The following is a 13,197-nucleotide window of genomic DNA, read 5'->3' as shown; positions in this document are numbered from 1 at the left end:
TGACAGATCGCCGATGGACGCGCCGAGCGCGGTGTAGACGAAGGCACGCGGCGCCGAACCGATGAACGCACCGACGGCCATCTGCCACAGCGGAACTCCGAACGCGCCGAACACGTAGGACGCGAGCGCGTCCGAAATGCCGGGGACGAAACGCTGCCCGACCACGGCCCACAGCCCGCCGCGTTCGATCGCGGCGTCTATGCGGTCGGCCCGCTCCGCGCCGAGCAGACCGCGCGCGCTCTCCCGCCCGGCCCGCCGCCCGAGAAAGCTCGAAACCGTGGCCGTGCCCACCACCGCGCCCAGGGTCACGAAGGTGCCGAGCACGGGGCCGAACAAGAAGCCGCTTCCGGCGGCCAGTATCGGGCCGGGTACGAAGACGGCGCCGAGCAGCGCCGCCGCTACAGCGTAGACCAGCGGCGCGGCCGGCCCGGTCGCCCCGATCGCGTCGCGCACGCCCGCGACGTCGACGACCCGTGCGATCGCGACGAGGTAGAACAATCCGAGCAGGAAAACCGCACACAGAGCCAGCCGGACACCGTGGCGCCACCTGCTGATCCGCGTGGGATCGTCGTTGTCGGTCATGGTGGGTCCACCCTGCCGCACCGCGGTCCGGCTCGCGACTCCGGCCTGGCGTTTTTCCGCCAGGCCGGCCGGCGCCGAGGGTTGGCTGGCTCACAATTTGGGATTTTCTCAGGAAGACGTGCGATGGTTGTCGGGTGAGACCAGGCTTATCGCAGTGATTTGCTCGGCTCATCTACAGAAAAGTGTGAAGTAAAGTAATGACGCAAGGCACTGTGAAATGGTTCAACGCTGAAAAAGGCTTCGGCTTCATCGCGCAAGACGGTGGCGGCGCTGACGTGTTCGTGCACTACTCCGCTGTTTCCGGCTCGGGCTTCAAGTCCCTCGAAGAAGGACAGCGCGTGGAGTTCGAGGTCGGTCAGGGACAGAAGGGCCCCCAGGCCCAGGACGTTCGCGCTATCTGAGTTCCGCAGGTAGAAAAAGCCTCGCACCCGTTGGGGTGCGGGGCTTTGTGCGTTCCGGGACGTAGGGATTCCGTCAAGGAGGCCGTCGGCCGCGCTGCGGCTGGGCACCATGGTCGGCATGGGACGGGTAGTGAGCGGTGCCGTGCCGGGTCGTGCCGACGACGACCGCGAGGTCCGCGACACGATCGGCAGGGTGGCGGCACAGGCGGATCTCGGTTCGCACCGGGCGGCCTACGTTGCGGCGGAGTGGGACAGGCGGCGGTCGAGGCTCGCCGGAGTGGGCCTGTTGTCGGCCGTGCTGGTGGTCTTGCTCGGGATCGCGAGCGGGACGGCGATCGTGGTCATCGTCGCGAGCACGGGCACGCTGCTGTTCGGCGGTCTGCTGCTGGGGGATCTGCTGCTGCGCGGTTACCTGCACAGTAGGAACCGCCGGGTGCGTATGGACCTGTACGAGCACGGGTTGGTGGCGTTCGTACGGGGCGCACCACGGGTCGTCCGATACGACAGCACCGTGCTGCGACGAAGTATCGTCGAACACGCGAGCAACCCTGCACCGAACCAGATTTCGCATCGCTACATCGTCACGGACACACTCGGCGATTCGGTTGTGCTGCGGCACACCATCGCCGACCCGGACGAATGGGGCCCGGCCATCGATGCGTTCGTCACCGCGGCGCAATTGCCCGAGGCGACAAGGACGCTCGGCTCCGGCGGTCGGCTCGATTTCGAGCACCTCTGGATGACGCGTACCGAGATCGGCGCGGGCGGGCGGTCGATCCCGTGGTCCGAGGTCGCGGAGGTCGCGGTGCGGCAGGGGTGGGTGAGCGTGCACATCGTCGGGCAGGCGCGGGTCTTGGCCTCGCTGCCGGTGAGCCTCGTGCCGAACTTCACCATCTTCTGGCAGCTCGCCGAGCGCATGCGGACCGAGGCGAACGGTGTAAACAGCGCGTCAAGGTGAGAGCTGTTGTGCCGCAGCGGTATCAAAGATCCGTCAATACCCGGGAACGGACCTTTCCGGCGCGCGCCGGACGGTGCCATCGTCTGAAATCGATTCAACGGTGGAAGGGGCAAGCGTGGCGGCCAAGGTCGAGGTTACTCCGGAGCAGCTGCGGGGTGCGGCGGGCCAGATGGGCGACCTGCGTGACCGGCTGAACGGCATCCTCGCGCACTTGGAGCGCTCGCTGGCTGCGAAGGGGGCGGCCTGGGGCGGCGACGGGTACGGGAGCACGTTCGCCGACGGACCGCAGGGATACGTTGCGGCGCAACGCAATCTCTTCGCGGGCATCGGCAACACCGCCGCGACCATCGACTCCTACGCCGCCGGGCAGTATCGGGCCGCGGAGCTGCTGGCCCGCATGGACCGGGGCTAGGCCGACCGAGCTGCTGACCGCATATGTCCATCACGCTGCCCAGCGAACTGCACTGGCTCGGCTGGGTCGCCGGCTCGGACTGGCCCGACGGCGACGAAGACAAGATGTGGGCGATCGCCGCCGACTGGCGGCACGCCGCACACGGAATACGTGATCTACTACCGGATTTGGCGAGCGCCGAGCGCGCGACTATCCGGGCGTACCCGTGGGGCGAAGGCATCGAGGCCATGACGGCCGCGTTGGGCGAACTCGCCCACGGGCCGGAATCGCTCGAGCAGCTGGCCGACATCCTGGAGCACGTGGCCGAGTCTGCGGACGCGCTGGGTACCGAGATCGAGTACACCAAGATCCTGGTGATCAGCTCGCTCGCCATGCTGGCCTTCGAAATCGCTGCGGCGTGGGTGTTTCCGCCGACCGCACCGCTGGTCGAAGCCGCGGCCATCGGTGTCACCCGGCTGGCGGTGCGACTGCTGGGACAGCGGGCGGTCAGTGCGATTGCGCGCTTCGCCGCCAAGACCGGTCTGGCCGCGCTCGCCAAGTTCTCCGCCAAACATGTCGTGTTCAGCACCGTGCTCGGCGCGGGCCAAGACCTCGCCATCCAGGGATACCAGGTCGGGGCGGGCCATCGTAAGAACATCGACTGGAACCGTGTCGGTACCACCGCCTACACCGCAGCGGCGGCGGGAGCGGTCGGCGGGCCCGCCGGTGGACTGCTCGGCAAGGCGGCGGGCCGATTGCCCGGCGGGCGAATTGCGGGCGGGCTCAAAGGTGCCGCGGTCGGCGCGGGCGCCGGCATGATCGGGGCGATCGCAGCGTGGGGCGCAGGCGGCATCGCAAACGGATGGACCTGGGACCCACGCATGCTCACCAGCGGTGGCGCTTACGGCGCACTTGTCGGCGGCAGCAAGGGGATTCGCTACGCACTACCCGGCCGTGCGCCTGGCGCAACGAACTTCCGTGGACCGGAACGCCCGGTCTTCGGGCGGGACAATGGCACGCGCCCGGGAGCGGAAGGCGGCGGCAGCACGGATCGGGCCGGCGTCGGTGACGGCAGCACGGCTAGGCCAGGGACCGCTGATCGTTCCGGGCCGAGTGCTGCGTCCGCTTCCGAGTCGGGCGCACGTCGGGCGGGATCACCCGAAACCGCTGCGGGTCAATCCGATTCCCGTGCCGCGAGCCGTCCCGGCCAGTCCGAAGCCGGACAGCACATCGTGGCGAGTGCGCAGGCGCAGTCCGGTACACCCGAAACCCGTCCGGTGCGAGAGGAACAAGTGCGGACCGGTGGCGAACAGCGCGTGGTGACCGAACCAACCCAGCCGGGCGAACCGAAGGCGGCCGAATCGAGCGAACCGGCTGACGCGCGCGACGCACAGCGAGCGCCAGGCGAACAGCACCCGGACCGTGGCCACTACCGCGCCGGGGCAGGGGACGGCTCGGACGGCGGTCGGGCAATGCCGGGTGAGCCGGGCACGCAGCCGGTGCCGCAGACGCGTCCCGGGCAGTTGGAAAGCGTTGGAGCCGAGCGTGTTTCGCATGAGACGCAGCGGCCTCCGGGTGAACCGGGAACTGCCCGGGAGACAGTTGGCGTCGGCGAGAGCGGGTCGACGCGAGGTGCCGAGGCTGGGCACCCCGCGCCGGGTGCGGAGCGAAGCGGCGTCGCGGAGGTGCCCGACTCGGTGCGGGCGCAGCTGCGCGAGTTGGGTGTGGACCCGGCGGGGATGAGTCCGCAGCAGATGTGGGGTGCTGCCGACGACGCATTCGCGCGGCGCGTGGGGGCGTTCGCGGACAGGGCCCTGTCGCTCGAGGGAGCGGGGTTGCGGCCCAACGAACTCATGGTGCAGCGCAGGGAATTGCAGACGCAGATCAACGAATTCATGCGGCAGCGCCGAGAGCTGCAAGCGGAACTCGACCGCTACCGAACCACAGCACAGGCCGCCACACCACAGACCCCTTCCGACCAGGCCGCCGCTCCCTCCGCCGCACCACGCACCCCTTCCGACCAAGCCGCCACACCCTCCGCCGCACCACGGGCCCTGTCCAACCAGGCCGCTACACCCTCGACCACGCCCGACCATGCAGTGCGTCCGCGCCCCACATCACCCCGACCCGACACCCGACTACACGCCCAGGCGACCGCTGAACCCGCCGATACCACCTCGAAAATTCCCTACACACCAAGGTATTTCGCCGCATCGCCGATCCCGGAGTTCACCGCCGCCACGCCCCCCGACGACTCGATCTGGAACGCCCCCAACTCCCGACCCGAGCCGACCCCGCCCCCCGGACCGACCCCGACCCCGCCTGCACCTACGCCGCCTGTGCCGACGCCGCCGCCTGTGCTGCCGACGCCGCCGCCGACCACGCCGACGCCGCCGCCGACCACGCCGACGCCGCCGACCACGCCGACGCCGCCGACCACGCCGACGCCGCCGACCACGCCGACGCCGCCGACCACGCCGACGCCGCCGACCACGCCGACGCCGCCGACCACGCCGACGCCGACGCCGACACCTATGCCGGAGCTGCACCCGGAACCTGACCCGACACCGCCGCCGCCTGTGCCGGATGCCGAGCCAGCGCCCAGTTGGCGGCGAGACTCGCGCTGACGCCCACAGCGGCGCGCCCGCTCCCGAGTCGACAGCCGCGCTGTGCTACATGCTCGCCCCGAAGCCGTACCTGAAATGCGGGCCGACGCCGCCAAGCCTGCGCCCGGGTCTGAGCCGCACCAGGAACCCGCGCCGGCCCCGCCGCCGATTCTTTCCTCGCTACCCACGGCGCGGCCGATGAATTCGGGACGCTCGGCCGGTCAGAGTTTGTAACACCCTAGGAAAGGACATCGTCATGTCGGAGCTTCTCGTCGACTTCATCACGTCCCTCGACGGCTACGCGTCGGGGGAGGGGTGGCCTGGGTTCTGGGGGCTCGAGGGGCCGGAGTATCTCGCGTGGCTCGGTGAGCAGCCGGAGGTCACCTATTTGATGGGGGCGAACACCTATCGGCTGATGTCGGGCTTTGCCGCAGGCGAGGTACCGGACGGTCAAGACGAGTTCAGGCCGGAGGAAGAGGCGTCCGTCGACGAACTCACCAAAGCATCCAAGGTGGTGTTCTCCTCTTCGCTGGAAGAGCCGTTGCGGTGGGCCAATTCCACGCTCGTCCGGGACGACGCCGTCGAGGCGGTGCGCGCGATGAAGGCGAGCGGCTCGGGGATTCTCAGCACGATCGGCAGCTTGAGCCTGTGCCGGTCGCTGCTGCGCGCCGGACTCGTCGACCGATTCCGGGTCGTGATGTTCCCGGTGATCACCGGGGCCACGGGCGCGGAACGTATCTACGACGGCTATCCGGATGTCGCTCTGGAGATGACCGAGCACCGTACCTTCGACGGCCGCATCCAGCTGGTCGAGTACAAGCCTCGGGTGCTCGAGCATCCGCCGCTCGGCGCCCCTGCGTGATGTCGCCCCGTCCGCCGGTCCGAGTCGACTCCGAGACCGGCGGACGCGCGGCCGCGTGTCCCACTTTGTCCTGCTACAGGACAAACTTCGTATCAATCTGACGGAAGTGACTACGCAGCCCGACAAAGTGGGGTTGAATCGCGAGCATCCGTTGGAAAGAGGGAATGATGCGGATCGCGGCGAGACCCGAAAATGCCCACCAGGCGCGGCTATTGCGGCTGCTGCGGGATCACGGACCGCGCTCGCGGTCGGATCTCGGGCAGCCGATGGAGCTGTCCAGGTCGAAGCTCGCGGTCGAGCTGGCGCGACTGGCCGAACTCGGGCTGGTCGAGGCGGGGGGCCTCGCGGACTCCAGCGGTGGCCGCCGTTCGGCGATCGCGCGGCTGGCGTCCGGCCTGCGGTTCGCGGCGGTGGATATCGGGGCCACCTCGATCGATGTCGCGGTGACCGACGGTGAATTGCGGGTGCTGGGCCACCTTTCCGAGCCCTGCGACATCCGGCAGGGCCCGGCGGCAGTGCTGGAACGCGCGGTGGATCTGCTCGGCAAACTACGCGACGAGCACGCGGTGGCCGGTCGGCTGCACGGCGCGGGCATCGGTGTGCCGGGCCCGGTGAGTTTCCGGGACGGTATGCCGGTGACGCCGCCGATCATGCCGGGCTGGCACCGCTTTCCGGTGCGCGAGGTGGTCGCGCAGGAGCTGGGCTGCCCGGTGCTGGTGGACAACGACGTCAACATTCTTGCCCTCGGCGAAATGCACGCGGGCTCAGCACCTTCGGTGGACGACTTCCTTCTGGTGAAGGTGGGCACCGGTATCGGCTGCGGGATCGTGGTCGACGGCGGGATCTATCGCGGTGTCTCCGGCAGCGCGGGCGATATCGGGCATATCCGGATCAGTGACGACGGACCGACCTGTGCCTGCGGCAACAACGGCTGTCTCGAGGCTTACGCGGGCGGGGCGGCATTGGCCAGGGAGGCACTGGCCGCCGCGCGCGCTGGTCGGTCGCCGTTCCTCGCGCAACGTCTGGCAAATGCGGGCACGCTCACCGCGATCGATCTGGCAGATGCCGCCGCCGCGGGAGACCCGTTGGCGGTGACCATGATTCGAGAAGCCGGCGCGCACCTTGGCACCGTGCTGGCGGGCTTGGTCAGCTTCTTCAATCCCGGGCTGGTGGTGATCGCCGGGGGGATAGGCGGGTTTCGGGCATCCGCTGCTCGCGGAGATCCGCAGCGTGGTCTACCGCCGCTCGTTGCCGCTGGCGACCGGCAATCTGCCGATCGTGCTGTCCGAACTCGCCGGGCTCGGCGGTGTGATCGGCGCGGCCCGGCTCATCAGCGATCACGTCTTCAGCGTCGCCTGATCCGCGGCGTCGGCAAGGAGGCCGGCCATGGACACCGTGCTCACCATGCGGGGCATCGTCAAAGAATTTCCCGGTGTACGGGCGCTCGATCACGTCGATCTGGAGGTACGAGCGGGCGAAGTGCATTGCCTGCTCGGCCAGAACGGGGCCGGGAAGTCGACGCTGATCAAGGTGCTGTCCGGCGCGCACCAACCCGACGGCGGCGAATTGCATTGGCTCGGTGCGCCTTTGCGGCTGTCTGGTCCCGCGGCCGCGACTCGCCTCGGCATCGCGACGATCTACCAGGAGCTGGACCTCTGCGACGGGCTCAGCATCGCGGAGAACATCTTCCTCGGTCATGAACACGCACGCGGCGGCTTCACCCGCCGCGCTCCCGCGGCCCGGGCCACCACCGAATTACTCGGTCGCCTAGGACATGCCGAGCTGCACCCGGGCACCGTGGTCGGTACCTTGCCCGCCGCGGCCAAGCAGGTGGTGAGCATCGCTCGGGCGCTGTCGTACGACGCGCGCCTGATCGTGATGGACGAACCTTCGGCGGCGCTCGGTAACGACGAGGTGGCCAACTTGTTCCGCATCATCGCGCAGCTTCGCACCGAAGGTGTTGCGGTGGTGTATATCTCGCATCGGCTGGACGAGATCCGGACGATCGGCGACCGGATCACGGTGCTCAAGGACGGCCGCACCGTCGCCGCCGGACTGCCCGCTCGCACCACGGGCACCGAGCAGGTGGTCGCGCTGATGACCGGGCGCGGCAATCTGGAGTTGCAGGCCCCGCGGCCCGCACCTGCCGCCACGGCTCCGGAGGTGCTGCGGGTGACCGGACTCGGGCTGACCGGACGGTTCCACGACGTGTCGTTCGCGGTGCACGCGGGCGAAATCGTCGGTCTCGCAGGCCTGGTGGGCGCGGGCCGCTCGGAAATCCTGGAGACGATCTACGGTGCGCGCCGGCCGTCCTCCGGACAGATCCTGGTCGACGGTCGCCGCATCAGGCCGGGCAGCACCACCGCGGCGGTGGCGGCCGGCCTCGGGCTGGCCCCCGAGGAGCGCAAATCGCAGGCGTTGTTCCTGCTGGAATCGGTGGGCCGCAACATTTCCGCGGCCTCGCTGCCGCGGTTCTCCCGTTTCGGCTGGTTCGACCGGCGCCGGGAACGCGCCGACGCCGGCGCCGCGCTGGGCCGCGTCGGCATCCGCCCGCCCGATCCGGCGCATCCGGTCCGGGAACTGTCCGGCGGCAATCAGCAGAAGGCGATCCTGGCCCGCTGGCTGCTCGACGACTGCCGGGTACTGCTGCTGGACGAACCGACCCGCGGCGTCGACGTGGGTGCGCGCGCCGACGTGTACGCGCAGATCCACCGGCTGGCCGACCAGGGCGTCGCGGTGCTGCTCGTCTCCAGCGATCTGCCGGAACTGCTCGGACTTTCCGACCGGGTGCTGGTGCTGCGCGACGGCGCCATGATCCACGCGGCGCCCGCGGCCGAGCTCACCGAACACGACATCATCGCCATGATCATGGAAGGGAGTGCCTTGTGAGTGCGTCGCCACGGGCACCGCGTACGACGGAATCGAATGTGCGTGCGGCACCGGAAAAACCCCCAGCCCCCAACGGTTCCCGAGCCGAGACCAGCGTGCTCGCCAAGGCGCGCAGCGAGATTCGCAAGCACGCGACCCTGGTGCTCGCGCTGCTGGCGCTGCTCGGGGTCGGCGCACTGACCAAGGGCGAGGATTTCCTCAGCACCAGCAACGTGATCACCATCCTGACCCTGGCGTCCGTGATCGGCGTCGTCACCGTCGGGATGACCTTCGTGATCATCGGTGGCGGAATCGACCTGTCGGTGGGCGCGATCATCGCGCTGGCGTCGGTGTGGTGCACGACCACCGCGACCCAGTCCTACGGTGTCGCCGGAATGGTGTTCAGCGCACTGGTGGTCGGGGCCTGCTGCGGTCTGCTGAACGGCGCATTGATCGCCTACGGCAGGCTGGTGCCGTTCATCGTCACGCTGGCGATGATGGTGGCCGCGCGCGGCCTGGCCGAGCAGCTCTCGGGGCGGCAATCCCAGCTGGTCACCACCGACCTGCTCGCCCTGGCGCAGAACCGGGTGCTCGGCATTCCGCTGCTGGTCTACTTGTTCCTGGTGGTGGTGGTTGTCGGCTGGATCCTGTTGGAACGCACCACCTTCGGGCGTCGGAGCTTCGCGGTCGGCGGCAATCCGGAGGCGGCCAGGCTGGCGGGCATCGACGTCCGCAGGCACACCCTGCTGCTTTACACCATCTCCGGAGTCTGCTGCGGTATCGCCGCGATCATGCTCACCGCCCAGACCACCACGGGCGCCAGCACGAACGGCCAGCTCTACGAGCTCGACGCGATCGCCGCGGTGGTCATCGGCGGCACCCTGTTGAGCGGCGGATTCGGCACCGTCACGGGCTCGATCCTGGGGGTGCTCGTGTTCACCGTCATCGAGGATTTGTTCATCCTCAACAACCTGGAGCAACCGATCCAAGCGATCGGCAAGGGCGCGATCATCGTCGCGGTCCTGCTGTTCCAGCGTTTCGGCCGCGCGCGGGCCGTCCCCACTCTTACCTGATCTGTTGTTCACGCACAAAGGAATACGATGAGTACCACCCATTCTCTGCCCCGCCGCGGTGTCCTGCTGACCGGTTTGGCCGCCGGCGCCGGCGTCCTCGCGGCGGCTTGCACCGGCAACGACACCTCGTCCAATACCCAGGTAGCCGGCAACACCGGCGCGAACGCGGACGCCGGAAAGCAGGTCAAGATCGGCTTTTCCGCGCCGGCCGCCGATCACGGCTGGACCGCGGCGATCACCCGCAACGCGCGCGCACAAGCCGAGGGGCTCAGCGACGTGACGCTCAACGTCACCGAGGGCACCAACGACGTGGCCAGGCAGATCGAGCAGGTGCAGACTCTGATCAACCAAAAGGCCGATGTGCTGGTGGTGCTGCCGTTCGACGGCAACGCGCTCACCGAGATCGCGAAAAGCGCGATGGCGGCCGGTATCCCGGTGATCAACCTGGACCGGGTCTTCGCCTCGGCGCTGGCCTATCGCACCTGGATCGGCGGCGACAACTACGGAATGGGCATCAACGCGGGCAATTTCATCGTCGGCAAGATGCGCGCGGCGAAGATCACCGATCCGGTGATCGTCGAGGTGGCGGGTATCGACAACCTGCAACTGACGCAGGAACGCAGCCACGGTTTCCGGGATGCGCTCAGTGCGGCCGGATTCCGAATCGCCGCAAGGCAATCCACCGATTTCACGGCCTCCGGTGGGCAGCAGGTGGCCAGCCAGATGTTGCAGGCGGTGAAGAAGATCGACGCGATGTGGAACCACGACGACGATCAGGGCATCGGTGTGCTGGCCGCGATCAAGCAGGCCAACCGCGCGGGTGAATTCGTGATGGTCGGCGGCGGCGGTTCGACGCAGGCGATGAAGGAGATCCAGACCGGGAACTCGCCGTTGCAGGCGACGGTGCTCTACAGCCCGGCCATGGCCTCCTCTGCGGTCACACTGGCCCGGCTGCTCGGGCAGCGCAAGGCGCTCGGCGATCTCGCCGAACACGATGTGCCCGCGAAGATCACGACCTACTCCGCGGTGGTCACCAAGGACAACGTGGACCAGTACCTGGCCAACGGCTACTGACGCCGCAATCGAACGGAGCCCGATGACTTCGACACAGCGCCCGACTTCGACACCGCGACGCACCCTGGGCATCGGCCTGGTCGGCCACGCCTTCATGGGCCGCGCGCACTCGCACGCCTGGCGCAGTGCGGACGCATTCTTCGAACTGCCGCTGCGGCCGGTGCTTTCGGCGCTGGCGGGGCGCGATACCACCCGCGCCGCGGTGGCCGCCGACCAGCTCGGCTGGGCGCACGCGGTGGGGGATTGGCGGCAACTGCTGGAGCGCGACGACGTCGACCTCATCGATATCTGTACGCCGGGTGACAGCCACGCCGAGATCGCCATCGCCGCACTGGGCGCGGGCAAGCATGTGCTCTGCGAGAAGCCGCTCGCGAACACGGTCGCCGAAGCCGAGGCGATGGCCGCCGCGGCCGAAGCGGCGGCCCGCAACGGCGTGCGTTCGATGGTCGGCTTCAGCTATCGCCGGGTGCCCGCGCTGGCACTGGCTCGAAACCTGGTGGCGCAGGGGCGGATCGGCATCATCCGGCACGTGCGGGCGCAGTATCTCCAGGACTGGCTCGCCGATCCGGCGGCGCCGCTGAGCTGGCGGCTCGAGCGCGCCCGCGCCGGGTCGGGCGCGCTCGGGGATATCGGCGCGCACATCATCGACGCCACCCGGTTCGTCACGGGGGAGACGTTGACGGGTGTCTGCGCGCTGCTGGACACCTTCGTCACCGAACGCCCGCTGCCGGATCGGCCGGGCAGCGGACCGGTCACCGTCGACGACGCGGCACTGTTCCTGGGGCGGCTTTCCGGCGGCGGGCTCGCCTCGTTCGAGGCCACCCGGGTGGCCGCCGGGCGCAAGAACGCATTACGCCTGGAACTCAACGGAACTCGCGGCAGCCTGGTCTTCGATCTGGAATCGATGAACGAGCTGTGGTTCCACGACCACACCGAAGAGCCGGAACTGGCCGGCTTCCGGCGCATCCTGGTGACCGAACCCCGCCATCCCTATGCCGGGGCCTGGTGGCCGCCTGGGCACGGGCTCGGCTACGACCACACCTTCACCAACGAGGTCGCCGATCTGGTCGTCGCGATCGCGGCGGACAAAGACCCCGAACCCAGTTTCGCCGACGGTCTGGCCGTGCAGCGGGTACTGGCGGCGGTCGAGGCGAGCGCGGCCGACGCGGGCCGCTGGACTGCTATCGGAGGAGCGCAACCATGAGACCTGTCACGCTGTTCACCGGCCAGTGGGCCGATCTGCCGTTCGAGCAAGTCTGTGCGCTGGCTGCGGGCTGGGGTTACGACGGAATCGAAATCGCGTGCTCCGGAGATCATTTCGAAGTGGACAGGGCGCTGGCCGAGCCGAATTACGTTGCCGAGAAGCGCAAGACGCTGGAACGCCACGGTCTGCAGGTCTTCGCGTTGTCCAATCACTTGGTCGGGCAGGCGGTGTGTGATCATCCGATCGACGAACGGCATCGCGCAATCGTCCCGGCCCGCGTCTGGGGGGACGGCGAGCCGGAAGGCGTGCGCCGCCGGGCCGCGGCCGAGCTGGCCGATACCGCTAGGGCGGCAGCGCAACTCGGTGTGCGCACGGTGGTCGGCTTCACCGGCTCCAGCATCTGGCACACGGTGGCGATGTTCCCACCGGTGTCGCAGGAGACCGTTGAGCGCGGTTACCAGGATTTCGCGGATCGCTGGAATCCGATCCTCGATGTCTTCGACACCGAAGGTGTCCGCTTCGCACACGAGGTGCATCCGAGCGAGATCGCCTACGACTACTGGACCACGTCGCGGGCACTGGCCGCCGTCGGCAACCGTCCGGCTTTCGGATTGAACTGGGACCCTTCGCATTTCCTCTGGCAGGACCTCGATCCGGTCACGTTCATACTCGATTTCGCGGACCGGATCTACCACGTCGACTGCAAGGACACCAAGCTGCGCTGCGGCGACGGCCGGCGCGGCCGCCTGTCCTCGCATCTGCCCTGGGGCGATCTGCGGCGCGGCTGGGATTTCGTGTCCACCGGCCGCGGTGACGTGCCGTGGGAGGACTGCTTCCGCGCGCTCAACGCCATCGGTTACGACGGACCGATCTCGATCGAATGGGAAGACGCGGGCATGGACCGGTTAGCGGGCGCGCCCGAAGCCCTGGCCTTCATTCGGGGCTACAACGCGGTCACCCCGCCGACCGCCGCGTTCGATGCGGCGTTCAGCCACGAGCACTGAAGGGGATTACTGAGGGGTGCAGCGGACGCCGCCGGTCGCGGCGTCCGCTGCGTTTTCGCTGACCAGGTCGAGTTCGTCGCGGGTGTGTTGCAGGTCGGTGATCTGCCGTCGACGTCAGCTTTCAGCGTAGTGAGCGGACGCTTCCGGACCGGCGTGCCGATGGGCGAGACCGAC

Annotated in this window: 12 protein-coding genes and 1 pseudogene; 12 read left to right on the top strand and 1 reads right to left on the bottom strand. The window is 68.8% G+C overall.

From position 1 onward, the window contains the following. On the bottom strand, positions 1-582 hold a 582-nt coding region (locus tag NBRGI_RS29650), incomplete at its 3' end, for a TVP38/TMEM64 family protein (RefSeq protein WP_029900491.1). 197 nt (positions 583-779) lie between these two features. Between NBRGI_RS29650 and NBRGI_RS29645 the strand changes: the two genes are divergently transcribed. The 12 genes and pseudogenes from NBRGI_RS29645 to NBRGI_RS29595 all read left to right on the top strand — a co-directional run bounded on the left by NBRGI_RS29645 (position 780) and on the right by NBRGI_RS29595 (position 13,023). Next, the gene (locus tag NBRGI_RS29645; RefSeq protein WP_014988265.1) at positions 780-983 is read left to right on the top strand and encodes a cold-shock protein; all 204 of its coding nucleotides are present in this window, start codon (positions 780-782) and stop codon (positions 981-983) included. Positions 984-1,101: 118 nt separating this feature from the next. After that, positions 1,102-1,941, top strand: coding sequence for a DUF6585 family protein (locus NBRGI_RS29640; RefSeq protein WP_148310986.1), 840 nt, complete (start codon positions 1,102-1,104; stop codon positions 1,939-1,941). A 115-nt stretch (positions 1,942-2,056) separates the two neighbouring features. Next, positions 2,057-2,353: a WXG100 family type VII secretion target gene (locus tag NBRGI_RS29635; RefSeq protein WP_029900489.1), complete on the top strand. Its 297-nt coding sequence runs from the start codon at positions 2,057-2,059 to the stop codon at positions 2,351-2,353. Positions 2,354-2,376: 23 nt separating this feature from the next. Beyond that, on the top strand, positions 2,377-4,959 hold the full coding sequence (locus tag NBRGI_RS48265) for a WXG100-like domain-containing protein (RefSeq protein WP_036561428.1): 2,583 nt from the start codon (positions 2,377-2,379) through the stop codon (positions 4,957-4,959). Between the two features lie 235 nt (positions 4,960-5,194). Further along, positions 5,195-5,800 (top strand): dihydrofolate reductase family protein, encoded by a 606-nt coding sequence (locus tag NBRGI_RS29625; protein WP_029900488.1) that lies wholly within the window; start codon positions 5,195-5,197, stop codon positions 5,798-5,800. Between the two features lie 164 nt (positions 5,801-5,964). Next, positions 5,965-6,933, top strand: a pseudogene (locus tag NBRGI_RS49985) (ROK family protein); the annotation flags it as partial. A gap of 97 nt (positions 6,934-7,030) precedes the next feature. Further along, on the top strand, positions 7,031-7,159 hold the full coding sequence (locus NBRGI_RS49715) for a hypothetical protein (protein WP_268808441.1): 129 nt from the start codon (positions 7,031-7,033) through the stop codon (positions 7,157-7,159). Between the two features lie 27 nt (positions 7,160-7,186). After that, complete coding sequence (locus NBRGI_RS29615; RefSeq protein WP_029900487.1) at positions 7,187-8,689, top strand: sugar ABC transporter ATP-binding protein; 1,503 nt, start codon at positions 7,187-7,189, stop codon at positions 8,687-8,689. Positions 8,690-8,727: 38 nt separating this feature from the next. After that, positions 8,728-9,741, top strand: coding sequence for an ABC transporter permease (locus NBRGI_RS29610; RefSeq protein ID WP_081878283.1), 1,014 nt, complete (start codon positions 8,728-8,730; stop codon positions 9,739-9,741). A gap of 27 nt (positions 9,742-9,768) precedes the next feature. After that, positions 9,769-10,815 (top strand): substrate-binding domain-containing protein, encoded by a 1,047-nt coding sequence (locus tag NBRGI_RS29605; protein ID WP_029900485.1) that lies wholly within the window; start codon positions 9,769-9,771, stop codon positions 10,813-10,815. A 22-nt stretch (positions 10,816-10,837) separates the two neighbouring features. Beyond that, entirely contained in the window at positions 10,838-12,019 is a 1,182-nt protein-coding gene (locus tag NBRGI_RS49710) for a Gfo/Idh/MocA family protein (RefSeq protein ID WP_036561426.1), read from the top strand. After that, positions 12,016-13,023: a sugar phosphate isomerase/epimerase family protein gene (locus NBRGI_RS29595; RefSeq protein ID WP_029900483.1), complete on the top strand. Its 1,008-nt coding sequence runs from the start codon at positions 12,016-12,018 to the stop codon at positions 13,021-13,023. The genes NBRGI_RS49710 and NBRGI_RS29595 overlap by 4 nt, the downstream gene beginning before the upstream one ends. Positions 13,024-13,197 lie beyond the last annotated feature (174 nt).

Origin of the sequence: Nocardia brasiliensis IFM 10847 (genome assembly GCF_000710915.1) — a bacterium.
GTDB classification, from domain to species: Bacteria; Actinomycetota; Actinomycetes; order Mycobacteriales; family Mycobacteriaceae; genus Nocardia; species Nocardia brasiliensis_A.
Note: the sequence above shows the minus strand (reverse complement) of the source record. Positions and strands in the feature narration are given on the sequence as shown.